The sequence below is a fragment of the Natronomonas salsuginis genome (genome assembly GCF_005239135.1).
In the GTDB taxonomy this organism is placed as follows: Archaea; Halobacteriota; Halobacteria; order Halobacteriales; family Haloarculaceae; genus Natronomonas; species Natronomonas salsuginis.
This window is the reverse complement of record NZ_QKNX01000002.1, coordinates 101,007-125,021: the sequence shown is the minus strand read 5'-3', so window position 1 is coordinate 125,021 and position 24,015 is coordinate 101,007. Positions and strand designations below refer to the sequence as shown.

General features: G+C 65.1%; 24 protein-coding genes and 1 pseudogene. 12 read left to right on the top strand and 13 right to left on the bottom strand.

The genetic code is table 11. The features are described from left to right. Nucleotides 1–5: 5 nt before the first annotated feature. The 3 genes from DM868_RS05365 to DM868_RS05355 all read right to left on the bottom strand — a co-directional run bounded on the left by DM868_RS05365 (nt 6) and on the right by DM868_RS05355 (nt 4,850). Nucleotides 6–587: a DJ-1/PfpI family protein gene (locus tag DM868_RS05365; protein WP_137275826.1), complete on the bottom strand. Its 582-nt coding sequence runs from the start codon at nt 585–587 to the stop codon at nt 6–8. 359 nt (nt 588–946) lie between these two features. Next, the gene (locus DM868_RS05360; protein ID WP_137275825.1) at nt 947–3,376 is read right to left on the bottom strand and encodes a DUF2309 domain-containing protein; all 2,430 of its coding nucleotides are present in this window, start codon (nt 3,374–3,376) and stop codon (nt 947–949) included. Next, the gene (locus tag DM868_RS05355) at nt 3,366–4,850 is read right to left on the bottom strand and encodes a proton-conducting transporter transmembrane domain-containing protein (protein ID WP_137275824.1); all 1,485 of its coding nucleotides are present in this window, start codon (nt 4,848–4,850) and stop codon (nt 3,366–3,368) included. The genes DM868_RS05360 and DM868_RS05355 overlap by 11 nt, the downstream gene beginning before the upstream one ends. Before the next feature lie 552 nt (nt 4,851–5,402). Between DM868_RS05355 and DM868_RS05350 the strand changes: the two genes are divergently transcribed. After that, nucleotides 5,403–6,419 (top strand): amidohydrolase family protein, encoded by a 1,017-nt coding sequence (locus DM868_RS05350; protein ID WP_137275823.1) that lies wholly within the window; start codon nt 5,403–5,405, stop codon nt 6,417–6,419. On the opposite strand, the gene DM868_RS05345 is transcribed toward DM868_RS05350, so the two are convergent. Both DM868_RS05345 and DM868_RS05340 read right to left on the bottom strand, forming a co-directional pair. Continuing rightward, on the bottom strand, nt 6,416–6,898 hold the full coding sequence (locus tag DM868_RS05345; protein WP_137275822.1) for an Lrp/AsnC family transcriptional regulator: 483 nt from the start codon (nt 6,896–6,898) through the stop codon (nt 6,416–6,418). The genes DM868_RS05350 and DM868_RS05345 overlap by 4 nt on opposite strands. A gap of 192 nt (nt 6,899–7,090) precedes the next feature. After that, on the bottom strand, nt 7,091–7,921 hold the full coding sequence (locus tag DM868_RS05340; protein ID WP_222845482.1) for a hypothetical protein: 831 nt from the start codon (nt 7,919–7,921) through the stop codon (nt 7,091–7,093). A gap of 199 nt (nt 7,922–8,120) precedes the next feature. Between DM868_RS05340 and DM868_RS05335 the strand changes: the two genes are divergently transcribed. The 9 genes and pseudogenes from DM868_RS05335 (at nt 8,121) to DM868_RS05300 (ending at nt 15,148) form a co-directional block, all read left to right on the top strand. Next, nucleotides 8,121–8,810, top strand: coding sequence for an RAD55 family ATPase (locus tag DM868_RS05335; RefSeq protein ID WP_137275820.1), 690 nt, complete (start codon nt 8,121–8,123; stop codon nt 8,808–8,810). After that, the gene (locus DM868_RS05330; RefSeq protein ID WP_137275819.1) at nt 8,810–9,205 is read left to right on the top strand and encodes a hypothetical protein; all 396 of its coding nucleotides are present in this window, start codon (nt 8,810–8,812) and stop codon (nt 9,203–9,205) included. Before DM868_RS05335 ends, DM868_RS05330 begins: the two co-directional genes overlap by 1 nt. 114 nt (nt 9,206–9,319) lie before the next feature. Beyond that, nucleotides 9,320–10,228 (top strand): serine/threonine-protein kinase RIO2, encoded by a 909-nt coding sequence (locus DM868_RS05325; RefSeq protein ID WP_137275818.1) that lies wholly within the window; start codon nt 9,320–9,322, stop codon nt 10,226–10,228. Nucleotides 10,229–10,421: 193 nt separating this feature from the next. After that, nucleotides 10,422–11,012: a 50S ribosomal protein L15e gene (locus DM868_RS05320; protein ID WP_137275817.1), complete on the top strand. Its 591-nt coding sequence runs from the start codon at nt 10,422–10,424 to the stop codon at nt 11,010–11,012. A 257-nt stretch (nt 11,013–11,269) separates the two neighbouring features. Then, complete coding sequence (locus DM868_RS15440; RefSeq protein ID WP_246049022.1) at nt 11,270–11,971, top strand: DUF7139 domain-containing protein; 702 nt, start codon at nt 11,270–11,272, stop codon at nt 11,969–11,971. A gap of 12 nt (nt 11,972–11,983) precedes the next feature. Then, nucleotides 11,984–12,088, top strand: a pseudogene (locus DM868_RS15435) (DUF1508 domain-containing protein); the annotation flags it as partial. Between the two features lie 48 nt (nt 12,089–12,136). Continuing rightward, nucleotides 12,137–13,294 (top strand): site-2 protease family protein, encoded by a 1,158-nt coding sequence (locus tag DM868_RS05310; protein ID WP_137275816.1) that lies wholly within the window; start codon nt 12,137–12,139, stop codon nt 13,292–13,294. Nucleotides 13,295–13,343: 49 nt separating this feature from the next. Beyond that, complete coding sequence (locus DM868_RS05305; RefSeq protein WP_137275815.1) at nt 13,344–13,883, top strand: DUF6735 family protein; 540 nt, start codon at nt 13,344–13,346, stop codon at nt 13,881–13,883. A 62-nt stretch (nt 13,884–13,945) separates the two neighbouring features. Continuing rightward, a complete protein-coding gene (locus tag DM868_RS05300; protein ID WP_137275814.1) occupies nt 13,946–15,148 on the top strand; it encodes a potassium channel family protein in 1,203 nt (400 codons plus the stop codon). Between the two features lie 19 nt (nt 15,149–15,167). On the opposite strand, the gene DM868_RS05295 is transcribed toward DM868_RS05300, so the two are convergent. The 3 genes from DM868_RS05295 to DM868_RS05285 all read right to left on the bottom strand — a co-directional run bounded on the left by DM868_RS05295 (nt 15,168) and on the right by DM868_RS05285 (nt 16,858). Beyond that, nucleotides 15,168–15,743, bottom strand: coding sequence for a magnesium transporter (locus DM868_RS05295; RefSeq protein ID WP_137275813.1), 576 nt, complete (start codon nt 15,741–15,743; stop codon nt 15,168–15,170). Then, the gene (locus DM868_RS05290; RefSeq protein ID WP_137275812.1) at nt 15,743–16,312 is read right to left on the bottom strand and encodes a magnesium transporter; all 570 of its coding nucleotides are present in this window, start codon (nt 16,310–16,312) and stop codon (nt 15,743–15,745) included. The genes DM868_RS05295 and DM868_RS05290 overlap by 1 nt, the downstream gene beginning before the upstream one ends. Before the next feature lie 135 nt (nt 16,313–16,447). Beyond that, the gene (locus DM868_RS05285) at nt 16,448–16,858 is read right to left on the bottom strand and encodes a DUF7124 domain-containing protein (protein WP_137275811.1); all 411 of its coding nucleotides are present in this window, start codon (nt 16,856–16,858) and stop codon (nt 16,448–16,450) included. Nucleotides 16,859–16,945: 87 nt separating this feature from the next. On the opposite strand from DM868_RS05285, the gene mutS reads away from it, so the two are divergent. Next, a complete protein-coding gene (gene mutS / locus DM868_RS05280) occupies nt 16,946–19,540 on the top strand; it encodes a DNA mismatch repair protein MutS (RefSeq protein WP_137275810.1) in 2,595 nt (864 codons plus the stop codon). Nucleotides 19,541–19,559: 19 nt separating this feature from the next. Here mutS and nucS read toward each other — a convergent pair whose 3' ends face one another. After that, nucleotides 19,560–20,303, bottom strand: coding sequence for an endonuclease NucS (gene nucS / locus DM868_RS05275; protein ID WP_281280677.1), 744 nt, complete (start codon nt 20,301–20,303; stop codon nt 19,560–19,562). Nucleotides 20,304–20,408: 105 nt separating this feature from the next. Here nucS and DM868_RS05270 point away from each other — a divergent pair, with 105 nt between their 5' ends. Continuing rightward, nucleotides 20,409–21,170, top strand: coding sequence for a PHP-associated domain-containing protein (locus tag DM868_RS05270; protein WP_137275809.1), 762 nt, complete (start codon nt 20,409–20,411; stop codon nt 21,168–21,170). A gap of 44 nt (nt 21,171–21,214) precedes the next feature. Here the strand turns inward: DM868_RS05270 and DM868_RS05265 are convergent, their stop codons facing one another. The 4 genes from DM868_RS05265 to DM868_RS05250 all read right to left on the bottom strand — a co-directional run bounded on the left by DM868_RS05265 (nt 21,215) and on the right by DM868_RS05250 (nt 23,923). Beyond that, nucleotides 21,215–21,844: a DsbA family oxidoreductase gene (locus tag DM868_RS05265; protein ID WP_137275808.1), complete on the bottom strand. Its 630-nt coding sequence runs from the start codon at nt 21,842–21,844 to the stop codon at nt 21,215–21,217. Between the two features lie 131 nt (nt 21,845–21,975). Beyond that, complete coding sequence (locus tag DM868_RS05260; RefSeq protein ID WP_137275807.1) at nt 21,976–22,902, bottom strand: oxidoreductase; 927 nt, start codon at nt 22,900–22,902, stop codon at nt 21,976–21,978. Between the two features lie 83 nt (nt 22,903–22,985). Then, complete coding sequence (locus DM868_RS05255; protein ID WP_137276396.1) at nt 22,986–23,339, bottom strand: cell division protein SepF; 354 nt, start codon at nt 23,337–23,339, stop codon at nt 22,986–22,988. A gap of 104 nt (nt 23,340–23,443) precedes the next feature. Continuing rightward, nucleotides 23,444–23,923: an RNA-binding protein gene (locus DM868_RS05250; protein ID WP_137275806.1), complete on the bottom strand. Its 480-nt coding sequence runs from the start codon at nt 23,921–23,923 to the stop codon at nt 23,444–23,446. Nucleotides 23,924–24,015 lie beyond the last annotated feature (92 nt).

Below are 24,015 nucleotides of genomic sequence, written 5' to 3'. Positions count from 1 at the left end.
GCCCCCTAAATGGCTCGTTCGTACTCCAACTCGCGAGCGACCGCGTCGGCGACCGCCTCGCCGCACTCGCGTTCGACGATGTGCAACGCGAGATCGAACCCCGAAGTGATCCCGCTGGCCGTGAGCACCCGGCCGTCGTCGACGAACCGCTCCTCGCGGAGGTCGATACCCATCTCGCGGAAGTCATCGTGTGCGGTGTGGTGCGTCGCGGCCGGTCGGCCCTCGAGGACCCCCGCAGCGACGAACAGCAATGACCCGGTACAGACCGACGCGAGCGTCGTTCCCGAGTCAAATCGATCGGCGAGCGCGTCCGGGATCTCGCCGCGTTCGTACTCGCGGCGGACGCCGGGAGAATCGCGATCGCTCCACCCGCCACCGGGAACCAACAGCATCTCGGGGTGCTCGGAGACGACGCCGTCCGGTTGGACGCGGAGCCCGCTGCGAGCCTCGATCACGTCGGTCGGGTCGAGCGTCACGAGCGAGGCGTCGATCGAATCGGTTCGAGCGCCGGCGAGCCGGAAGACCTCGTACGGACCGATCGCGTCGAGTTCGTCGTATCCGTCGAAGAGGAGTATCTCAACGTCCATGCGTGGTCGTCGTCCCGCGGAATGATAAATCGAACACCCGACTCGGGATCGCCGGCTGAAGCGACAAACCGGGGTCGTTGGCGGCCGCGGCGAGCCGTCACCCACTCGATGTGACCGTCGCAGTGCGTTTAATCGCGGTCGCTGCAGATGTGGTGTCGGACCCGCAGCAGCCAGTATAAACCAAATTCTGCGATATCAAATGCGTCGTGGGATACATCCGGACACACAGATTGCACCGGAGTCACCACACGGCCGTGGATGGGCGCTGACAAGTCAGTCGTCACAACTCCCTCGAGGCGGGATGGCTCCATCCACGAGAGGGCTAACACAGCCATTCGGCGATCGGTTCGAAGGGGAGCTCAGTCGTCTGCGGTCACGGGAGCGTTCGGCATCTCGGGGGCTGCCTCGGGCTGTGCGGCCGTCGGAGCCCACTCGAGATCCGTTTCGTAGCGGAAGGCGCGGTGCTCCTGCGTCGGATCGACGGCCGTCAGCGAGAGCCAGTCGTTGTCCAGCAGTTCGGTCAGCTTTCCGTGGTCGGCCAAGACTTCGGTGACGCGCTCGACCGGGGCGTGGACGACCGTCGAGAGGCGCAGCGGCTGGTGGTGCGGTTCGTCGGTGGCGGCCATCACCGATTGAAGCGGGAGACCGGCCATCAGATCGCCCCCGTTGCCCTGATAGACGCCGACGTTCCCGACCGGGTTGTGGGTCACCTTCGACCCGCTCCCGTAGACGGCGTTGTCGACCGTCGAGAAGTAGTACTGGGTGTTGATCCACTGTGTGACGACCATCGGGCCCGTGAGGATCCCCTCAAGCGCGTCGCCGTCGGGGTCGGTCGACCAGTCGTACGAGTGGAGGAAGGTGCGGCCGTCGAGGTCGAGATCACTCGTCAGTTCGCGAGGACCGACGACGAACCCGGCGTTGCCGGCCAGTCCCCACTCGGGACGCGTCTCGGCCCAGTCGGCGGCGCGGCGTTCGGCCTCGTCTACGCCGATCGAGCCGTCGGCACCCATCGATTCGGCGCGCTCAGCGGTCGTGTGCTCGCGGGCGGTCGCGAGGTCCGTGCGCAACTCGTCGAGGTCGTCCGCGTGGCTCTCGGGCACGTCGCCGTCGTACAGTTCGATCTCGTCGGTCGTCGTGTTGTGTTCGCCGGGGACGAAGACGGTATCGTCGGGGATGTCGAAGCCGCGTTCGCCCAATGCGGTCTTGACCTCGCCATCGTTGCAGATCGTCGCGAGGACGCGGGCGTTCGGGCCACCCGCGTTGCCGGCACAGGCGCCGCAGTCCAGACTCGAATCGTACGGGTTGTTCGCCGTCTCGCTGGCGTGGCCCGTGAAGACGACGAGTCGACCGAAGCGTTCCCAGCCCATCAGCTCGAAGGCGGTCGCGGCGTACTCGACTTTCTCCTCGTGGGTCATTCCTACCGGGAGATCGCCGACGTAGGAGTGTTGGTGGTTGACGAGCTGTTCACAGAACTCGTGAGTATCCGGGACCGCGTCGTCGGCGGTCTCGAACAGATCGTAGACACGATCGGGGACGAGCGTGCGAGCCGCGAGCGCCAGCCCGTAGCCGCTGCCGGCGCTCTCGACGAATCCGAAAGCCGTGGCGGGGTTCGTTTTCAGCGCCTCGACGATCTCACCGGCGGCTCCACGGACACTCGACCAGCGACCGTGGGCCGTCTGTGTGTCCGAGTCGGTCGGGATCTCGGTGATGTGGTGCTGTGGATCGAGGATCGGGGGACAAGCGCCGTACGACACCTCGGTATCGTATCCCTGATACTCCATCGGGATGCCGAAGAACCCGGCGTAGCCGTGCGTCTCGTAGTCGCCCGCGGCCTCGATGTGACGACGGATGGGCTCCGAACGGGTGTCGATACAGAACACCAGTTGCGCGTCGGGGCGAGCCGACGGCTCGCGTCCGGCGATCGATCGGCTCTCGGCGGCGACGCGATCGACGAGTTCGGTGCGGTAACTCGCCTCCCACGCGCTCAAGAACGCTTCGGCGAGTTCGTCAGCGGTGGCGATCTCGGGGGTGGTGGAACCCGTCGACGGCTCGAGGTCGGTGCCGAAGCCGTCGAGTAACGAGAGGCGGGCCGCGAGATAGCCGACGAGCGTGATGGGGTGTGCCGACTGCCAGGCGTCCCCACCCTCGGCGCGCTGTTTGATGAATCCGGTCCAGCCGGGCAGCGCGGCCAGTTGCTCCTCGAAGATGGGTACCCACTGGCTTTTCGGGTGTGGCTCCAAGACGGCCTCGATGGCCTCGGTCGGCGTTTCGGGCAGGTCGGCGACGATCCCTTCGTCGGGGATCTCGCGGTCGTACTCGGCCACCGCGCGGAAGGCGGCGTAGAACCCGTCCTCGCGGTTCGGCATCGACCACTTGGCGTGCCCCTCGTCGAGGAAGACCGAAAGCCACTTCGCCAGCACGCGGTCCGTGCGATCGGTGGCGGCGGCCGGCGGCTCCGCCTCGACGCTAGAGTCCATGCGCTTCAGCAGCGTTTCGGGATCGTCCTCATGGCCGCGTTCGGCGAGTTCCGCCCCGAGTATTTCGGGGTCGATCTGCCCGTCGTCGAGGGCCGCTCGGAACGTCTCCGGACTCGGATAGCCGCGGCCACCCAGCAGGTCCGCAGCCTGCGTGACGGCCTCGTCGAACGGCATGTCCTCGAAGCCCGCGAGCGGGTTCGCCGTCACGAACGAGTGGATGGGCCAGACCGATCCGACGCTGGCCGCAGCTTTGTCGATGCCGTCTTCGATGCCGTCTCGAATGCTGTCTTCGGTAGTGGGTTCAATACTCATTGTAGTTCTCCGTGGTGGTCAGGACGGTGCTGGAATCGGGCTGGCTCGCGTTCAAAAGCGCCACGTAGAGCCGTTGGCTGCGCTCGTGGACGCCGGTTTCGATGGCGAGGTACGCGGCGAGGAAGGCGACGGCAACGAGCGCGTGGAACACCGTCAGTTCCGTCGGGGCTGCGACGACCGGGAGCTCGGCCAGGACGCTCGAAATAGCCGTGTAGACCAGCGCGTAGACGATGATGGCCGGGAAGAACGCCAGTGGGACCGCCGCGTAGCGGACCGTCGACGGGAGCGAGATGTGCTGAATCGCGCTGCGGGCCGCGTGCAGTGTGGCGAGTACCACGAAGAGGGCAAGCAGGAGCCCGCTGTCGAGGCTCGTCCCCTTTCCGGTCAGTACCGCGAACAGCGCGCCCCCGGCTGTAGCGGTGAGGAGCGTGGCTGCGACCCCGATCGGCCCAGTCGCGCGCTTCGTCCCGCCGGTTGGGCTCGTGCGTTCGATCTGTTCGCCCGCGTTCAGAAACTGGTAGGCCTTGTAGAATCCGTGTAGGATGAGGTGGGTGATGGCGGCCCCGAAGAAGCCGAGGCCGACCTGCATGATCATGAATCCCATCTGCCCGACCGTCGAACTTCCCAACATGCTCTTGACGCCCGGCTGGACGGATTTGAGCAGTTTCCCGAGAAGCGCGCTGGCCGCGCCGATCACGACGATCGCGAGCATGAGGGTCGTGTCGACGGTGACGACCGGTGCGAAGCGGGTCAGCAGGATGCCTCCCGCGTTGACGAATCCGGCGTGCATCAGCGCCGAGGCCGGCGTCGGCGCAGTCATCGAGGAGAGAAGCCAGCCGTGAAACGGCACCAGGGCAGACTGGATCATCGCCGCAAGCACGAGCGCTCCGGCCGCGAGGAGCCACAGCGGTCCCCCGAGCGTCTCGGTCGCGGCGGCGACGCCGGAGACCGACGTCGCGCCGGTCATCCACCACAGCGTCGCCAGCGCAACACCGAGCAGCGCGCTGCTGGCGACGAAGTACTTCGCGGCGACCGCCGAAGCCGCCCGTGCCTGCTTCCAGCCGTCGACGATCCCAATGAGCTTCGCCATCGACAGACCCATCGCCAGCCACAGAAGCGCGAACAGGACGAGGTGGTCGGCCGCGACGAGCCCCATCACGATTACCGTGAACCCGAACGTGGCGACGAAGAAGCGCGTCTCGTGGGCGCTCCCGGCCATGTAGCGGCGCGAGTAGCTGTGGACGATCCCGCTGAAGGACGTCACGACCGCCCACAGCAAGACGGTCAGTCCGTCGACGACGATCACGCCGGAGATCTCCCAGCCCCCCCCAAATCGGACCCGGGCGGCGAGGGCAACGATACTCGCCGCGAACAGCGACCACACGAGCCACGTGAGTACAACGGGCACGAACGGCGACTCCACCGTCGTGTCCGGGAGCGCTCCGACCGTCTTCTGTGAGCTATGTCCTGACATCGTTCAGTCCGTGTTGCGACCATCCCGGCGATCGAGGCGAGCTCGCATATCCGTTATTGGTCGTCTCTACCCCAATATTGGAACAGATTATGTATTAAATCTATCTATGTTCACAGATCGTTCGCAAATATGCAATTATAGAACGTTATGGTTTTGGGCCATGTGGATAGAGGACACCCAACAATGAAGCGTGGATGAGTAGACGGGTGACATGGACTATGTCTTCGAGAAGATGAGTCCAGCCGTACGGGATCAATCGGTTAGAACGGTTCCTGGTGTTTGCAGCTACTCATCGGACGCGAGACGACGAGGACAGCCTGGGTATCTGATTCATGTACGGGGGTCTCGACGAAGCACGGCCCAGTCCAGGACTAGGCTGATTCGATGCCGGGTGCGAGACGATCCGTGTTCATTTATACGCGATTCGCCCTGCTCACACGTGAGAAGGTTGGCTATCGGTACCTACCGGAGACTTGCCCCCGAAAGAGAGTATCGAATCGTTCGATATTTCCGCTTAAAAAACCATATCGTTATCGAGTACGGAGTATCCGTATGGAAGAAATTGAAGGGACCGTTCTCGTCGGGCAGTCGTTCGAGCCGACCCGTGGTCGCGTCGTCGTCGAGGACGGTCGGATCCAGGCGGTCGAGGAGGTAGAGACGACGTCGACCGATATCGTGCTACCAGGATTCGTCAACGCGCACACGCACATTGGCGATTCCGTTGCAAAAGAAGCGGCTGTCGGGCTGTCACTCGAGGAGGCTGTGGCACCGCCGGAGAGTCTGAAACACCGACGACTAGCGGCCGCTGACCGGCCCGATCTTGTGACTGCGATGCATCGCACGCTTCGATTCATGCGACGAACCGGCACGATCTCCTGTCTGGATTTCAGGGAATCCGGTATCGCCGGGGCACGCGCGCTTCGTGAGGCAGCCCACGGGGTCGGCGTTGATCCGTTCATCTTCGGGAGCGGAGATCAGTCTGTCCTGGACATCGCCGATGGATACGGGGCCTCCGGTGCGAACGACGGCGCGTTTGCCGAACAGCGTGCGGCGTGCGAGAAACGTGACGTTCCCTTTGCCATCCACGCTGGCGAACCGGACGCGACCGACATCCATCCGGCACTCGAACTGAAGCCAGATCTACTCGTCCACATGGTACACGCCGAACGAGAGCATCTCGAGCGAGTCGCAGAGCAGTCAGTTCCAGTCGCCGTGTGCCCGCGTGCGAACACCGTTCTCGGCGTCGGAAAGCCCCCGATACGGAAGTTACTCGACCACACGACAGTCGCACTCGGAACGGACAACGTGATGTTGAACGCTCCGTCGATGTTCCGGGAGATGGCGTACACGGCGAAACAATTCGACGTCACCGCCCGAGAGGTGTTGCGGATGGCGACCACTGCCGGTGCCGAGATCGCTGGACTCGACGGTGGTGTTATCGCTCCTGATCGGCGGGCGGCACTCATCGTCCTCGACGGCGACTCGGACAATTTGGCTGGCTCGGTCGATCCGGTACAGGCGGTCGTCCGGCGCGCGTGCGCGCTGGACATCAGACGCGTCATCGCTTAGCGATCGTTCTCTGTGCAATTTTCAGGGTCGAACTTGCTGAACGGCGTCGTCTCGTGGCTCCGAACGAGGACCTCGTCGGCGACGGTGAGACCCATGTCCAAGAGTTCCTGGGCCACCGGCGTGATGTCGCTGTCCGACTCGCCGACGGCGGTGACGAGCAGGTTCTGCTCGCCGGTGACAAGCTCTTGAACCGACACGACGCCCTCGACGTTCAGGATCTCGGGGAGGGTGTCGCCGCGTTCGGGGATCGACGCGGTGCAGTAGAGCAACATTCGGAGCGGATACCCCGACTTCTGATAATCGACGCTGGCGCTGTACCCCTTGATCACGCCGTCGGATTCGAGACGCTGAATGCGCTTTCGGACGGTGCTGTCCGAAGTGCCGGTTCGCTCAGCGATATCTCCGGACGACATGTTCCGGGCGTCTTCCTGTAGTGCATACAGAATCGCTCTGTCCACGTCGTCGATCTTTTCGACCATACCGTATGTCCGCCGCAGAGGCACTATTATCTTTGTACGTGCCCGAGCGGCACCGGCTCGGCATGTCGCGCGGGACGTTATCCCGATTCGATATAGTTGTATAGAGTTTATACCAGATCGATCGGGGCGCATGCGCAGTACCTACAAACGGCCGTCTCAGCGCCACATTCGTGCCAAAACAGCAGGAGAAGGTCAGTCTGCAGTCTGTCTCTGGTCGCCCAATACCTGATGTTCGAACACGCGCTCGCCGGTCTCCTCGCAGACGACGGCGATGACAGTGTTCGACGTACAACAGGATTCGACGAGTTCCTCGTTCAGTTCGACACCGCCTTCCGCGGTCGGACACACCTCGAGGAACATCCGGAGGCTGTTCAGGATCTTCCCCTTATCGCGAGGCGTGTACTCGTCCCACTCGTCAAGCCACGCATCGAGAATTGCCCCGGAGGCGATATCGGCGATGAGCGCGGCGTTGGATGGCCATCTGCCAGCATAGCGGGTGCCGTAGTGGAGGACGTATCCACCCTCTTCCTTCTCCGTGAGTTCGAATTCGTTGGGGTTGGCATCGAAACCGAAGGAGTCGACGACGAGATCAAGGGGGTCCGAATCGGCGTCGACGATCGCGTCCATCTCCTCGACCCAAGCGGACTCGAACGCGTCGGTGAGACAGAGATCGTCCCGGTCGGTACAGGGTTCGAGAAGCCCAGCGTCGAGGAAATACGTCTCGAGGTCGTTCGGCACGGTTGCGGTGGCGTCGGCGTCAGCGTCGGTATCCGTCTCGGCCCCGTTCGTCGCGGGGTTGGACGCCTCGAAACCGGCGATGCTATCGAGGTCGACGCTCGGATCCTTCCCGAACCACCGCAACACGCTTGGTGGGAGGTATCGCTTCGTCAACTCCGGAGTCCCCGGAACGAGGTAGCCTCGGAGGTAGATCAGCACGACGGAACCGGCGACGGTGAGCGCGCCGGCCCGCTTCGACTTTCGTGAAACCGCGGCACCAAGTGCCGCGGCGATCGCTAGGTTCACGATCGTACACGGCGGACACCGGTTTTCCCCGGTGTATTCAGGTTGTCGAACCGTATCGATGAGTTCGCGTAGCATTCGGTGGGCGTTCGCGCTCGGCATTGATTTGTGTTCCGGCGAGAACCCGCCTCGACGCTCGGTGCTGGATTTGAAACGTGAGTCGACGTGAGGGATTATATTCGATGTGCGCGCTTCGGTGGGTATGCGCGTTTCCAGCGGTGTATCAGGGTTCGACGACCTCGTCGGCGGGGGGATGCCGGCCAAGCGACTCTACGTGCTCTCGGGCCCGCCGGGAAGCGGAAAGACGACGTTCTCGACCCAGTTTCTGGTCGAGGGGGCGAGACAGGGCGAGAGCTGTCTGTTCGTGAGCATGCACGAATCCCGCGACGACATCGTCGACGACATGTCCGGCTACGAGTTCGGATTCGATCGAGCGGTCGGCAGCGATCGGTTGACCTTCGTCGACGTGTTCTCCTCGGAGGGAAAGCGGCTGTTCCGGCCGCCGGGGAAACACCACGGCTCGTCCAGTCTGATCAACCGCCTCACGGGGTTCATCGATTCGAACGGGATCGACCGCGTCATCGTCGACTCCACGATGCTCTTGGAGTATCTGCTGGCGGACGCCGAGAGCACCACGGTACAGTTTTTGACCTCGCTGAAGCGCACCGACGCAACCGTGGTGTTGATCTCTGAGATGACCGATCCGTCGGCGTATGCCGACGAACACTACCTGGCTCACGGCGTCATATTCATGCACAACTTCCTCGAAAACGGCGGGATGCAGCGCGGCGTGCAAGTGTTGAAGATGCGAGGGACACGGATAGAGACGGACATTCACGACATCTCGTTCGGAGCCGACGGGATCAGCGTTGGAGCGAAACGGAGGGCGTGATGTACGATCGGTACTTCGGGGATGAAGACGCGGAGTACACGACCGCCGACGTGCTCGAACGCGCGTACGCGCTCGGCGTCGCGTCGGTGTGTGCTGACCCCGGCGACGGCGAGTACGAACGGCTCAAGAGAAAGTCGCCGGACACCTACGACGAGACTATCATCGAACTCGCCTACGACGAGGGACGCGCGAGAGCGCTGAAACTCGAGGCGGAGGAGGCCGACGACGACGCGATCTGGGAGCGACTCGTCGAAGTAGAACTCGGGGCGGAACGGGCGGGGGCCGAAGAGGATTCCGAGGACGCTGTTCCGGAATCGATCCGCGCCCCGGGGTGGATGCGCCGATCGAAGGAGCCACCGGATCGGCTCGATCTCCCCGCGTTTTTGCGGCGGTAGCGACGGGGCGTCCCGACCATCCGGATCCGTTTTGACATATCGCGATAACGTGTACCGAACCCCAACTACAGACACGCGGCGCTTTTCAGCGCTCGGTTCGAACAGCGTACCACGATGGTACAGAACGTCGCCACGCGGATGGTGGAGTTGGAACGGGAAGACTTCCACCTGCTCTCGGGCATCGAACACGGGATGCGGTTTTCTCGATGGGTGGCGCGAGAGAAGCTGCCGGAGTTCTCGCGGCTCGATCCGGGCGATATCGGGTACCGGATCGACCGCTGTATGGATCGCAAACTGCTCGAACAGAAGACGGTGCAGTACACGGGTTACCGACTCACCTTCGAGGGATACGACGCGCTCGCGCTTCGGACGTTCTCCGAGCGGGAGACGATCGACGGGGTCGGTTCGCCGCTCGGGGTCGGCAAGGAGAGCGACGTCTACGAAGCCCGATCGTTCCGGCCGCTCGCGCTGAAGTACCACCGGGAGGGGTACACGAACTTCCGCGAGGTCCAAAAAGAGCGGGAGTACACGGCGGACAACGAGCACCGATCGTGGCTCTACACCGCACGAAAGGCGGCCGAGCGGGAGTACGAGGCGCTCGAAACGCTGTATCCGAACGTCTCCGTCCCCCGACCGGTCGATCAGAACCGTCACGCGATCGTGATGGAGCGGATCGACGGGGTCGAACTGTCCCGGGTGAAACTGGAACCCGAACAGGTCGTCGGCGTTCTCGATCTCGTCCTCTCGGAGATGGCGGCGGCTTACGAGGCCGGCTTCGTCCACGCGGACATGAGCGAGTACAACGTGTTCGTCGCGAGCGACGGCGTGACGATCTTCGATTGGCCCCAAGCGGTGCCGACCGAGCACGCGAACAGCCGCGAACTGCTGCGGCGGGACATCGACAACGTGTTCGGGCACTTCGAGCGGAAGTATCCGAGTGAAACGCCCGAGATCGACAGAGAACACGTGGCAGACGCGGTGGCCGGGGGGAGCTTCGAGACGGTGCGGGAGTTCGAGCTATAAACCGTCTATTGCGATATTAAATCGATGTCTCACAGATATCGACTGCGCCCTTTCGAAGCCCTTAACAGCGCTTGCGATAGAATTTCGGCAACTCGCCGGACGACGGGCACCGGTGGGCACCTGTCCACACAGGTCGGGATGTGACCACCGCACTCGTGCGGGGTTGAACCACACAACGCCCGTGGTGAACACAATGGCACGAAGCTTCTACTCACACATCCGAGAGGCGTGGAAGACGCCGAAGGAAGGCAAGCTCGCGGAACTGCAGTGGCAACGACAACAGGAGTGGCGCAAACAGGGATCGGTCACGCGAGTCGACCGTCCGACGCGACTCGACCGAGCCCGTTCGCTCGGCTACAAGGCGAAACAGGGCGTCGTCGTCGCTCGCGTCTCGGTCCGGAAGGGCAGCGCCCGAAAGCAGCGATTCAAGGCCGGCCGCCGGTCCAAGCGACAGGGTGTCAACAAGATCACGCGGCGGAAGAACCTCCAGCGGATCGCCGAGGAGCGATCCGTCCGGAAGTTCCGAAACCTGCGCGTGCTGAACAGCTACTGGGTCGGTGAGGACGGCTCCCAGAAGTGGTTCGAAGTGATTCTGCTCGATCCGGAACACGGGGCGATCGAGAACGACGACGACCTCAACTGGATCTGCGACGACAGCCAGCGCGGCCGGACCTACCGCGGCCGGACCTCCGCGGGTCGGCGCGGTCGGGGCCTGCAGACGCGCGGGAAGGGTGCCGAACACACCCGCCCGAGCATCCGTTCGAACAACAACCGCGGGAAGTAACGTCGAAGCGGCGTCGAGCCGGGTTTCGTTTTTTCAATCGATCGGGGACGTGTCGCTCCGCCATTGGAGAGTGGTCACTACACTCGATCGTCCAGCCGAAGATTTGATAGATTACATACATTAGAGAGATATTCTACCAAGATCGGACCCCAGATATATCGTTTCTACCACTATAACACCCACGTGGAGAGTTATTAAGCCGTACATACCGATCGATTCGAAAAATGTTTATTATCCTACACAGAGAACGCCATAGTATGTCACAGCCACTCAAAGATGCGAACGCGTTGGTCGCCGTCTACAGCGAGCCGATAACGGAACCGTCGACAGGCGGCGAGGTGTACGGCTACTGGCTGTTCGTCGTCGGACTGGTGGCGAGCGTCGTGGGCGTCGCGCTCTTTTTCTACACGGCTACCCTCGAACAGCCGCCGGCCGCACAGGGCGGAACGTACTGGATGCTCCGGGAGATCGGTGTCGTCCTCCCAGCTGGTGGCGTTCCGGTGATGCTCGGCGGTGTTGCCATCCGACTCCCGCCACGAAGGGTGGCGACCTGGCTGACGCTGTTCGGCACCGTCGTCTGTCTGGGGGCGCTCGCGTGGTTTCTGACCGTCTATCCGACCGCCTGGAGTACCGCCAGCGGAGAACCGAGCGTCATCGGACTGTACACGGCGGGACTCGTCGTTATCGCGCTATCGCCGGTGTTCATCCCGATGTTGAGTCGAGCGGAGACCGAAACCGAAAGCGAACGCATCGCCCGCGAACAGCGGGAGGCGACGTTCGCGGCGACCGAAGCACGATTCGAGCGGGCTGAGCAGGCGCGTGACGAAGCGCGCATCGAACGCGACGAAGGGGAGGGGACTGCCGATGCGGCGGCCGCAGAGGTAGCATCCATCCGACAGTCCAAGGCCCGCTTCGAGCTGTTCGCAGACAGGAGCGACGAGCATCGCTGGCGAGTATGACACCAAAACGGCAACTTCGTCGCCGACTCCGGTAAAGGATACTCCTCGCGAAGCGCTGCGGAAAAAGCGGTGAACAGCGTTAAGCGGAACGCGCCGAACGCGGGCGAGATGGAGTAGAACACCGGCCACGGCAGCGCTTTTGTTCGAGGCGTGAGAAGTATTCGTATGCGAAACGTCGAGATCGGCCGAATCACCGGTATCCCGATCCGTCTCAACGCCACGCTCGTCGTCTTTTTGCCGCTCCTCGCGTGGCTCATCAGCCGAGAGGCGCAACTCCTCTTCTACGCCGGGGTCGTCAATAGCATCTCACCGCGGTCGATCGACGTCGCGGTGATTCAATCGGGGAACATGCCGATACTCGCGGGCGTCGCGACCGCGATAGGGCTCTTCGTCGGCGTGTTGCTCCACGAGTTGGGTCACTCGTGGGTCGCCCGCCGCTACGACGTCACGATCGCGTCGATCACGCTATGGATATTCGGCGGGATGGCGCATATGGAGGACCTCCCGGAGGACTGGGACATCGAGCTGTACGTCGCGATTGCGGGGCCGGTGATGAGCGTGCTCGTGGGTGCGGCCTGTTACGTTCTTTTGTTCGTCCTCCCCGGACAGCCGGTCGTGCTCTTCGTCGTCGGTTCGCTCGCCGTGATCAACGTGACGCTCGCGGTGTTCAACCTGATTCCGGCATTTCCAATGGACGGCGGGCGGGTCCTTCGAGCGCTTCTCGCGCGTTCGCAGCCGTATGCCGAGGCGACGCAGACCGCCGCGACGGTCGGAAAGCTCATCGCGGTGTTGATGGCGGTGTTCGCCGTGCTCGCGTTCGCGCCGCTGTTGTTGCTCATCGCCATGTTTGTCTACATCGCCGCCGGGGCCGAATCGCGGACGACGGTGCTCCGGGATCTGTTCCGCGGATTGACGGTCCGCGAACTGATGTCGACGGACGTTCGGACGGTCACGCCCGAGACGACGGTCGCCGCGTTCGTCGATCGCGTCGTGACCGAACGGACGACCGCGTATCCGGTGATGGAGCGCGGGACGGTGACGGGAGTCGTGACGCTGGATTCGGTGCAAAAGGTCCCGCTAGAGGCCCGCGACTCGACGACCGTCGCCGATGTGATGGGTCCCACGCCGCCGACGGTCGGTCCCGATGCGGACGCCTTCGACGCGCTGGTGACGATGAGCTCTGCCCGAGGTGATCGGATCCTCGTCGTCGAGAGCGGCCGGTTCGTCGGGCAGATCACGTCCGCCGATTTGGTCCGGATGATCGAGGTGCTGCAGGGGCTCGGACCGCGGGACGAGATGGAGCTCCCCGACGGATACGCCTAGCGCGGCGTGCGGCCCGACGTTTATATCCGAAAGCGGGGCCAGACGGTCCATGGGCCACCGAACGCTCGTCGCATACGACAGGAACGGCTACGATCTCCACTACGCACATTGGGGCGTCGATCCGACCGAACTCACACCCGAAACGCCCTTCGGCGGGCCGCCGAACGATGGGTGGGCGCGCGAGCGAGCCGAAACGCTGCTCGCGCCGGAAGGTGGCCGATTATTGGAGGACGGCGAGACGGCGGTCGATCCCGACCCGATCGCGACGGGACTGTCTTTCGCCGAACTGGACGGGTACGTCGATCCGATCGAACACGAAGCGCTGTACGTCGTCGATCGCGACTTCTCGGTTCGGACGTACCTCGTCTTCGGGCTCGATTGCCGCTCGTTCGGTCGCGACGGCACCACGGTCGCACTCGTCGGCTACGACGGGGACGACGACGCGGCGTACCTTCGCGGCTGGCTTGCCGGCGCGCGCGCGGTTCGAGGCGTCTGCGGGCCCGACGACGGGGCGATCGTCCGGGCGCTCCGGTGGCTCGATCCCGATCGGGGGACGATCGTGTGGCTGACGAAACGCGATCGGTGCTGAAAACCGATCCACGGGACGGCGTCCGGGAAACGCTTTTTTACCGCCCCAAGAATGTAGCGGCTATGGACCCGCTTGAGGGCGAGGCATCGTCCCCCGTCGAGTACGAGCCGGTGAGCGTCAAGGACGTGCTGGTGGAGATGAAAGACACCGCCGAACTCCTCATCGACCTGTCGTACTCGGCAGTGTTGCACCGAAACGCCGACCTCGCCGAGGAGGTGCTGCGCCTCGAAGAGCGGATGGACGTCCTCGAGATGCGCGCCCGGATGAGTCTCCTCATGGCCGCCCGAAGCCCGGACGACGCAGAACAGCTCGCACCGGTGCTCGGCATCGTCGCCGCCGCCGATCAGATCAGCGACGCGGCCGGCGACATCGCGAAGATCGTCCTCGAGGACATCCGCATCCCGGAGGCGATGCGGACGGCGCTCCCCGAAGCGGTCGAAACGCTCGTTCGGGGCGTCGTCTCCGAGGAGTCGTCGTACGCCGGCCGAACGCTGAAGCATATCGATCTCGAATCCGAAACCGGGATCCGAGTCATCGCGTTGCGCCGCGGCGACGAGTGGCTGTTGAACCCCGGACCGAAGACCCGGATCGAAGCCGGCGACGTGGCGCTGCTTCGCGGCCCCGAGTCTGAGATCGGCGACGTGTACCGAACGCTGACAGGGACTGAATACCGGCCCCCCGAGACCGAAACGCCGGCCATCGAGGATCTCGAACGAGCGGTCGACACCATCCTGCACATGAAGAACCTCTCGGAGCTCGCGGTCGATCTCGCCTACAGCAGCGTCCTCTTCGACAGCGAGGAGCTCGCAGAGGAGGTTCGTAACCTGGAGGTCGAGGTCGACGCGCTCGAGTCGCGGTTCGAGGCGTGGGTGCTTCGGGCCGCCGCGGAGGCCAAGGATCCAGTCTCCCTTCGTGGCTTGATCCACCTCGGGACCAGCACCGAGATGATAAGCGACGCGGCGGTGGACATCAGCGAGGGCGTCCTCCGCGACATCGCGGTTCATCCGGTCGTCGGGATGGCCGTCCAAGAGAGCGACGAGATCATCACCCGAATCGAGATCGAAGCCGAGAGCGCGCTCGACGGCACCGACGTGACGGGGGGCGTGCCCGACGCCGACGCGACGATGTCGATCATCGCCATCCGCCGTCCCGATGAGGGGTGGCTGCTGGTCGGCGACGCGGACACGGCGCTTCGGGCCGGCGACGTCGTGATCGCGAAGGGAACCCGAACCGCCGCGGGGCAGTTCGACGAGCTCGCCTCGTGATCACGCCGACACGAGCCGCTCACCCCAACACGAGTCGCGAGACGCCCAGAAAGATCACCATCCCGAACACGTCCACCACGTTCGTCACGACCGGGATGGTCGTGTCGTCGGGATCGATACCGAGTCGGTAGGAGCCGTACGTCGTCGCGAAGCTGAACAGCACGGCGAGGGTGGCGACCGACATGCCGCTCGCGAGCGAGATGGTGAGCAGCTCCGAGAGCGCCAGCGGCGCGTCGATCACCCGGCCGATCACCCAGGCACCGACGGCGAGCGCGGTAAAGATCGTCGCCGCGAGCGCCAACACGGCCGCGACGTTCGCCCACAGAATCCGATCGCGGAGATCGAGGTCGGTCGTCCCGAGGTGGAGCCGCGTCGTGAGCCGCGAACTCAGGATCGTACCGAGATTCCCGCCAGCCCCGACCATCGTCGGGACCATGACCGCGAGCAGCCCGTAGTCGTTGAGCAGTTGCTCGGCCTCCTCGAGGGTGATCCCGGCCCAGAGAACGATCGTACAGAGGACCACCAACAGCGGGAACATGTTCGAGACGATGGTTCTGGCGTCCCAGGTCCCGAGCGAGTTCAACTGCTCGACCATCAGGCGATCACCTCGACGACGAACACGGCGACGAACAGAAACAGCATTCCGAAGATATCGCCCAGCGTCGTGACGATCGGTCCAACCAAGTTGTCGGGGTCGTAGCCGAGCCGATAACCCGTAAACAGGATGCCGAGCAGGCCGAAGATGAGCACGACCGAGGTCAGGGCTCCGGCGAGAAAGACGATGGCGACGAGTTCGGAGAGAGGGGCTGCGGGCCACCCCAGAAGTCGTAAGGCGAGCCACGAGATGACGCCGATGACGACGGAGATGGAGATCCCGTTGACGAAGGAGGCGACGATCGCGTTCACCAGCCGCTCGTTCCACTCGAACTGGGGCGGAATGAGCCCCTGGTGGAGCCCGCTCGCGATCCGTCCGCCCAGCGCGCCGTAGACGTTGCCGCGGGTCGCGAGGAAGACGGGCACCATCACCAACAGGCCGGGGAACCGCTCGACGCTCGCCAGGAGTTCCTCCAGCACGAGTCCGGAGAAGAGCCCGCCGACGAGGGCGACACAAAGAATCGGGAGGGCCTCCCGGTAGATCGACCAGAACCCCTCCCGGAAGTCCATGTCCGTGAGTGACGCAGTTTCGAGTTAAATCTACCGACCGCGGTCGAATTCGGGAGTCTCACTCCGCTGGGTCCGACCGGCGGGACGAATCGTTTGGCCGGCGGTTCGGGCGAACCCATCGACCGGCGAGGCGTCTCAGGGCCAGCCAGTGTGTTGATCGGATTCGTCTTCCATCGTCCCGGAGTGGAGCCGCCAGCCCGCGGTCTCCGCGGCCTCCTCGATCGGTCTGAACTCCCACCCGTGCTCTTCGGCGGCCGCTCGCATCGCCTCGTCCGCGGAGACGTAGATGTACCGATCCGCGGCGTGTTCGGGCTGATTTTTCACCTTCACGAGGCTCTCGGATCTGGTTCGCGGGCCGGGGAGGAAATCGGGGGTGAACCCGTAATCCCGCGCGCGCTTTCTGACCAGATACGACGGCTCGTCGCTCACGATGCCGAGATGGTTCGTCCACCGCTGGGTGTCGCTGATCACGCCCGAGGGATCCGCGAGCCGTTCGAGCGCCGCCAGCTCGAACGCGAGTGTGATCGTATCGGCGTCGTCTGCCATGCCCGATCGTTCGACCGAGACGCCGAAAACGGTGTCGGTCGTCCGGCTCTCCGGTGGGTATTTGTTCGGCGAGACGCACCTCCGGATATGGACGAGGCGCTTGGGCCGCCGCCGGAGATGGCCGAGAAGGCCGACGAGCTCACGCCGATGCTGTCGCAGTATCTCGACCTCTGTGAGCGCTACGACGAGGCGCTCGTGTTGTTTCAGGTCGGGGACTTCTACGAGACGTTCTGTGCGGCCGCCGAGACGACCGCCCGCATCCTCGAGATCACGCTCACCCAACGCGAGGATTCGACCGGCACGTACCCGATGGCCGGGATCCCGGTCGACAGCGCCGAATCGTACATCGAAACCCTGCTCGATGCGGGCTATCGGATCGCCATCGCAGACCAAGTCGAGGACGCCGAGGCGGCGTCGGGACTGGTCGATCGGGCGGTCACCCGCGTGGTGACACCGGGGACGCTCACCGAAACCGAACTGCTCGCCGACGCGGACAACAACTTCGTCGCCTGTCTGACCGACGGCTACGGGTTGGCGCTGCTCGACGTCTCGACCGGGGACTTCTACGCGACGACGCTCGACCGCCTCGACGCGGTCGCCGACGAGCTCGAACGCTTCGATCCCGCCGAGGCGATCATCGGTCCCGACGCGCCGACCGACCCGTTTGGTGCGGACTGTATGGTGACGCCCTACGAGCGATCCGCCTTCGGCCTCGACGCGGCCGAGGCGAAGGTCCGCTCGTACTTCGGCGAGGGACGACTCGCCGAGGACGCCGAGATCCGCGCGACGGGCGCGCTGCTCACGTACGCGGAGTACGCCCGCGGGGTGGGGACCGACGGCGAAACCGGCCGTCTCGAGTATCTCACCCACCTGACGCGGTACGATCCCCGCGAGTACATGCTGCTCGACGCGGTCGCGCTGCGCTCGCTGGAGGTGTTCGAGCCGCGACACGTCCACGGGCTGGCGGGAGCCGCGCTCGTCAAAACGATCGACGAGACGGCGAGCGCGCTCGGCGGCCGGACGCTTCGCGATTGGCTCCGACGCCCCCTCCTCGACGCCGATCGCATCGACGCCCGCCTCGACGCGGTGGGAGCGCTGCGCGAGCGCGTCGAGGATCGCGAACGCGCCGGGGAGCTGCTGGCCGACGTCTACGATCTCGAACGGCTCGTCGCGCGCGTCTCGAGGGGGCGCGCCGACGCGCGGGACCTGCGGGCGCTCGAATCAACGCTGTCGGTGGTGCCCGATCTCAGGGAGTGTCTGGCCGACGCCACGGCCGACAGCGAGTTGCTGGCGACGATCGAATCCGAACTCGACGATTGCGCCGACGTGCGGGAACTCATCGACCGAGCGATCGCCGAGTCGCCGCCGATCGAGATCACCGAGGGCGGCGTCATCCGCGATGGATACGACGAGACGCTCGATGAGCTGCGAGCGACCGAACGCGAGGGGAAGGCGTGGGTCGACGACCTCGAAGCGCGAGAGCGAGAGCGGACCGGAATCGACTCGCTGAAGGTGGGGCACAACTCGGTCCACGGCTACTACATCGAGGTGACCGATCCGAACCTCGATTCGGTGCCCGACGACTACCACCGGCGGCAGACGCTGAAGAACGCCGAACGGTTCTACACGCCCGAACTGAAAGAGCGGGAAGACGAGATAATCCGCGCCGGCGAGCGCGCGGACGACCTGGAGTACGACCTCTTTAGGTCGGTCCGAAGCGAGGTCGCCGGGGCGACCGAACGGATCCAGCGGACCGCAAGCGCGATCGCGAGGCTCGACGCGCTCCGGTCGCTCGCGACCGTGGCCGCCGAGCACGGCTACCGGCGGCCGACGATCGGCGCGGACGGGATCGAGATCGACGCCGGCCGCCATCCCGTCGTGGAACGGACCGGGGGGCCGTTCGTCCCGAATCCGACGGAACTGCCGGCTGAAAAGCCGATGGCGATCATCACCGGCCCCAACATGGCCGGGAAGTCGACCTACATGCGGCAGGTCGCACTCACTTGCGTGCTCGCGCAAGTCGGCAGTTTCGTGCCGGCCGAGCGCGCCGAACTCCCGATCGTCGACCGGGTGTTCACCCGCGTCGGCGCGTCGGACGACATCGCCGGCGGGCGCTCGACGTTCATGGTCGAGATGACGGAACTGGCCGCCATCTTGGAGGACGCCGACGCGAACTCGTTGGTCGTCCTCGACGAGGTCGGCCGCGGCACGTCGACGCGGGACGGCTACGCGATCGCGCAGGCGGCGACCGAACACCTCCACGACGCGGTCGGCGCGTACACGCTGTTTGCGACGCACCACCACGAGCTAACGGCGGTCGCCGACGGACTCCCGCGAGCGAGGAACTACCACTTCTCGGCCAGTCGATCACCGGACGGCGTCGAGTTCGAACACGATCTCAGGAGGGGCCCAGCCGAAGCGTCCTACGGCGTCGAGGTCGCCGAGATGGCCGGCGTTCCCGCGAGCGTCGTCGACCGGGCGTCGGAATTGCTCGACGAGCCCGCCGACGAGAGAGCGACCGAGCCGACGGAAGTCGGCGCGGCGAATGCGCGAGCAGAAAACGCCTCCACCGACGGCGGGCGCGAGGAACTGCTCGCCGAGCTGGCGGCCGTCGACCTCGCCGAAACCACGCCGCTCGACGCGTTGAATCTCCTCTCGCGACTGCAGTCGGAACTCCGATAGCGCCCGAGTCGTCTCGACACTACTCCTCGCGCGGCGTCAGCGGGACGAACTCGAACCCCTCCTCGGCGAGGAGCGCCTTCGCCCGCTCGGTGACGGAAGGAGCGACAAGTATCCCGCGAAGCTCGGCGTCGGTGTGGAGATCGCGTTCGAGCGCCTCGACGTAGCGGTGCAGCTGGCCGACGGCGTCCGGGCCGACCCGGCGGCGCTTCAACTCGACGACGACCGTCCGCCCCTCGTCGTCCTCGCCGTAGATGTCGACCGCGCCGGCCGGGGTGTCGCGCTCGGTCGCAAGCGGGGTGAAGCCCGGTTCGAGGAGCGCAGGGTCCGCGAGAATCCGTCGCTTCAGATCCGCCTCCGTGCCGACGAGCTCGATCGACTCGTCGTCGGTCGGGTCGAACGCCGCGACGAGCGCGACGTCCGAAACGGAGACGACAAGCCGTTCGTCCGGCGACGTGCGGGTGCTCTCGAGCACGAGCGCGTCGTCGCCGACGCGGGCGTCGTGCTCGCAGCCGGGGGGTTGCCAGTTCACCGGTTTCTGCCCCTCGTCGGTGTGGACGAGCGCCGTTCCGTCGGGTTTCAGCATGACGTGTCTGTCGCCGGGAGCCAACTCGGAGGCCGCCCGGCCCTCGTATTCGACGGTACAGCGGCCGAAACACGTCACGAGCGCCCCCCTGTCGACGGCATCGGTCACGAACGCGGCCGCCGTCGTCGCCGACGGATCGGCGAGCGTTCGGGGCGTCGGCTTCGGCTCGTCCACGGTCACGGATGTCGATAGCCGCCTCGGCGCGTTAAATGTCGCGTTCTGATGACATCAGGGACGAGAACCGCTTTCGGCCACTTTTTATTCCGTGACGCCGAACGACTGACGATGAACCGGTCAGTAGACCTCGAGGTGGACTTTCACGTCCACAGCGAGGCCTCGTACGACGGGCACGAGCCGGTCGAGTTGATCCTCGAACACGCGGCGGACATCGGGCTCGACGCCGTGGTCGTCACGGACCACGACGTGATCCACGCGTCGCTCGATGCGGCGGTGCTGGCCGAGGAGTACGGCCTCGTCGGGATTCCGGGCGTCGAGATCTCGACCGCGGAGGGCCACCTCCTCGCGATCGGCGTCAAGGAGATGCCCGAGTCGGGGCAGTCGATGGGTGAAACCGTCGCCGCGGTCGACGACCTCGACGGCGCGTCGATCGTGCCCCATCCCTTCCAGCGGACGCGCCACGGCGTGCGGAAACGGCGGCTCAATGGGGTCGACCCCGACGCGATCGAGACGTTCAACGCCTGGCTGTTCACCGGCTACCGGAACCGGCGGGCGCGTCGGTACGCCACCCGGTACGGCTACCCCGCCGTCGGCGGGAGCGACGCCCACTCACTGTTGACGGTCGGACGCGCCTACACCGAACTCACCGTGGAGAAACCGTTCAACGAGATCGACAGCGACGACATCGTCGCGGCGATCCAGCGCGGGAACACCGGCGTCCGCGGACAGCGCGCCTCGATCCAGCGCGCGAGCGGTCACTACGCGAAAGCCGCCGGGCGAAAGACCGCGTGGGGCATGAAGACCGCGCTGAAAAAGAGCGGTAGCGGCGCGCGATACGTCGCCGCGGCCGCCGCGATGCCGTTTCGCTGACACCGATCGGGCCACGGAACCGGTTCCCGGCCCCGTTCTTCCGTTTAGACGCCCTCGACCAGTCGCCGGAGCTGTTCCGGCGGCACCGCACCCCGTGCGGCGTAGCCGTCGTAGGTGAACGTCGGAACGCCCGTGACGCCGTCGCGAGAGGCTTCCTCGAACTGCGCGCGGAGCTCCTCGCGGAACGATTCGTCGTCCAGCACCGACCGGACTTCCTCGGGGTCGGCCCCCGCATCCGCCGCGAGTTCGACCAGCAGATCGGCGTCCCCGATGTCCTCGCCGTCCTCCCAGAGCGCCGAAAAGACCGCCTCGTCGAACGCGAGCCACGTCCCGTAGTCGCGGTGCTCACGCAGGTGGTAGGAGACGACCTGCGCCGAGAGGGAGTCGACGTCCGTGGCGAGGTCGATACCCATCTCGACGTCGTATTTGTCCGCGAGCCGGCGGACGTTCTGCTTGGCCTCCTCGAAGTAGTCGTCGTCCTTTCCGTCGTCGACGGCGTGGTCGATGGTCCCGTCGGGGCGGCGCTTCTGCGATCGCAGGTCGAACGGCCGCCAGTCGATCCGCAACGGCTCGTCGCGGGTTTCTTGATACTGCTCGAGGGATGCCCGACCCAGATAGCAGAACGGACACACGTAATCCGAGTAGACCGTGAGTTCGGGGGAGTCAGCGCTCATGTGCGGCCGTACGGGCCACCGGTACAAAACGGTGTTTCGATCGGTCGCGGTCGTCACACACGTCCGTTTCGCGGACCGCGCGATACTCGCGTCGCGATCGACCGCCTCGGCGGTGCGCGCGTCGTCGTCGGTCAGCGGTCGACCGACCCGTACTCGACGCCGGTTAGCGTCTCCGAGCGCCGCCACAGTTCGGCCGCATCGTCGGCGTCGTGGGAGCGATCGCTGGAACGCTGTTCTACCGGCGGTCCGCGCATGTTGAAGAGCCCGCCGGGGCCGACGTACTCGCCGCCGTCGAGGGACTGGTCGGTCGCGGCGTACAGCATCGGCCACGCGCCCTTCGCCGCCGACTGGGCGAACAGGCGATTCGCGGCTCCCATCGCCATCAAGCGCAGCCGCGATCCCATCCGTTCGGGAGCGCGCCGCTGGAGGTTCGTCGCCGCCCAGCCGGGGTGACACGCGACGCTCGTCAGCACGTCGCCGTACCGACGGTCGAGTTCGTATGCGAACAGCAGGTTGGCGAGCTTGCTCTGTGCGTACGCGTCCCACCTGTCGTACTCGTCCTCGCCGTGGAGGTCCTCGAACGCCATCCGACCGCGGGTGTGCAGGCCGCTGCTGTGCGTGACGACTCGCGGGTCGGGGGCGGCAGTCAGGGCGTCGAGCAGACGGCCGGTGAGCGCGAAGTGACCGAGGTGATTGACGCCGAACTGGGCCTCGAAGCCGTCGTCGGTCTCGGCGCGCGGGACAGCCATGATTCCGGCGTTGTTGCAGAGCACGTCGACGCGGTCGAGGTCCGACTCGACGGTCGCGGCGAACGAGCGAACGGAGTCGAGCGAGGCGAGGTCGAGTTCGCCGAGCGTGAGCGACGCGCCCTCGACGGCTCCACGGATCTCTTCGCGTGCGTTCGATAGCCGAGCGCGGTCGCGGCCCGCCATCACGACGTGTGCGCCGGCGCGGGCGAGTTCCTTCGTCGCCTCGAAGCCGAGACCGCTGTTCGCGCCGGTAACGATCGCCGTTTGGTCGGACCGGTCAGAGATCTCCGCGGGGGACCAAGGAGACATGCGTCTCGATTGGATTCGAAGCGACAAAGCTCCGCGGTCTGATCGGCGTCGCCAAAATACTCATCGGCGAACGGAACGTCCGGCTATCGGCCCAGTTTCGAACGCGAGATGCCGACGCCGCCCGGCGTGATGATGATCTGGTCGTCCTCCTTTTGCACGATGTCGCCGCCCACCTCGCGAGCGACCTGTTTCAGCTCGTCGGTGATGTGCTCCATCGTTCGGTCGCTGGTCGTGTGTCTGATGATGTCGGCGACGACGATGTCGCCGTCGTAGACGGCGTCTTTGATATCGATGACGTCGTTTTTCTCGCTGATTTCGGCGAACCTGATCTGTACGGACGCGACCGACGCGTCGGCGTCGAAGTCGTCGACGTCGAGCGCCACGTAGTCCTCGGTGTTGGCCGAGCCGCCGCCGAGGAGTTTGCTCATGAGTCCCATATCTTCGACAGCGTCTGCTGGTGGCATAGGTTTTACGTCCAACGGACCGTGGACCGTTCGGAACCCGTACAGGTCCAGGGGCGACGACGCGATCGGTCGACCAGTCAGACGTGAAACTCGTAGAGGTCGTCGCCGACGTGGTGAAGCGACTCAACGACCCGTCCCGAGTCGCCGACCATGTCCGAGCCGTCGGCTTCGGCGCGCCCGACCGCCAACGCCTTGCCGTGAGTCTCCTCGGCGATCACGACCAGATCGCCCGGTTCGATGTCGTCAGTAGCGGCCGTGATTCCGGGGCGCATCACGTTCGCGCCGTCGGAGACGAACGAGATCGCGCCCGCGTCGACCGTGACGACGTGGTTCGTCGGCGGGTGAGCGTTCGCGCCGCGAACGGTGACGAAGAGGTCGCCGTCGAAGGAGGCGACGAGCGGTTCGCCGTCGACGAGCACGACCTCGCGATCGACGTCGGTGAACTCGACGCGTTCGTAGCTGTCGCCGTCGAGGTCGATACCGAGGTGGTCGGCGAGCGACGCCTCCAGCTCGTCGATCTCGTCGGATCGGAGGTGGTGGCGGGATTTCACCTGCATACCGGATCGTCGTCGCCTCATCGCTTAAAAACCGCCGGTTGGTAGCGGCGATCGAGCGCAGTCCTTTTGCGGCAAAGACGCGTTGGCGTACG

Excerpts from the sequence above, each read along its gene's own strand:
- DM868_RS05360 (WP_137275825.1), bottom strand. The coding sequence starts at position 3,376 with ATGAGTATTGAACCCACTACCGAAGACAGCATTCGAGACGGCATCGAA.
- DM868_RS05285 (WP_137275811.1), bottom strand. The coding sequence starts at position 16,858 with ATGGCAGACGACGCCGATACGATCACACTCGCGTTCGAGCTGGCGGCG.
- DM868_RS05345 (WP_137275822.1), bottom strand. The coding sequence starts at position 6,898 with ATGGTCGAAAAGATCGACGACGTGGACAGAGCGATTCTGTATGCACTA.
- DM868_RS05260 (WP_137275807.1), bottom strand. The coding sequence starts at position 22,902 with ATGTCTCCTTGGTCCCCCGCGGAGATCTCTGACCGGTCCGACCAAACG.
- DM868_RS05300 (WP_137275814.1), top strand. The coding sequence starts at position 13,946 with ATGGACCCGCTTGAGGGCGAGGCATCGTCCCCCGTCGAGTACGAGCCG.
- DM868_RS05325 (WP_137275818.1), top strand. The coding sequence starts at position 9,320 with ATGGTACAGAACGTCGCCACGCGGATGGTGGAGTTGGAACGGGAAGAC.
- DM868_RS05310 (WP_137275816.1), top strand. The coding sequence starts at position 12,137 with ATGCGAAACGTCGAGATCGGCCGAATCACCGGTATCCCGATCCGTCTC.
- DM868_RS05255 (WP_137276396.1), bottom strand. The coding sequence starts at position 23,339 with ATGGGACTCATGAGCAAACTCCTCGGCGGCGGCTCGGCCAACACCGAG.
- DM868_RS05350 (WP_137275823.1), top strand. The coding sequence starts at position 5,403 with ATGGAAGAAATTGAAGGGACCGTTCTCGTCGGGCAGTCGTTCGAGCCG.
- DM868_RS15440 (WP_246049022.1), top strand. The coding sequence starts at position 11,270 with ATGTCACAGCCACTCAAAGATGCGAACGCGTTGGTCGCCGTCTACAGC.
- DM868_RS05295 (WP_137275813.1), bottom strand. The coding sequence starts at position 15,743 with ATGGTCGAGCAGTTGAACTCGCTCGGGACCTGGGACGCCAGAACCATC.
- DM868_RS05265 (WP_137275808.1), bottom strand. The coding sequence starts at position 21,844 with ATGAGCGCTGACTCCCCCGAACTCACGGTCTACTCGGATTACGTGTGT.
- DM868_RS05330 (WP_137275819.1), top strand. The coding sequence starts at position 8,810 with ATGTACGATCGGTACTTCGGGGATGAAGACGCGGAGTACACGACCGCC.
- DM868_RS05290 (WP_137275812.1), bottom strand. The coding sequence starts at position 16,312 with ATGGACTTCCGGGAGGGGTTCTGGTCGATCTACCGGGAGGCCCTCCCG.
- DM868_RS05250 (WP_137275806.1), bottom strand. The coding sequence starts at position 23,923 with ATGCAGGTGAAATCCCGCCACCACCTCCGATCCGACGAGATCGACGAG.
- DM868_RS05270 (WP_137275809.1), top strand. The coding sequence starts at position 20,409 with ATGAACCGGTCAGTAGACCTCGAGGTGGACTTTCACGTCCACAGCGAG.
- DM868_RS05335 (WP_137275820.1), top strand. The coding sequence starts at position 8,121 with ATGCGCGTTTCCAGCGGTGTATCAGGGTTCGACGACCTCGTCGGCGGG.
- mutS (WP_137275810.1), top strand. The coding sequence starts at position 16,946 with ATGGACGAGGCGCTTGGGCCGCCGCCGGAGATGGCCGAGAAGGCCGAC.
- DM868_RS05305 (WP_137275815.1), top strand. The coding sequence starts at position 13,344 with ATGGGCCACCGAACGCTCGTCGCATACGACAGGAACGGCTACGATCTC.
- DM868_RS05365 (WP_137275826.1), bottom strand. The coding sequence starts at position 587 with ATGGACGTTGAGATACTCCTCTTCGACGGATACGACGAACTCGACGCG.
- DM868_RS05355 (WP_137275824.1), bottom strand. The coding sequence starts at position 4,850 with ATGTCAGGACATAGCTCACAGAAGACGGTCGGAGCGCTCCCGGACACG.
- DM868_RS05320 (WP_137275817.1), top strand. The coding sequence starts at position 10,422 with ATGGCACGAAGCTTCTACTCACACATCCGAGAGGCGTGGAAGACGCCG.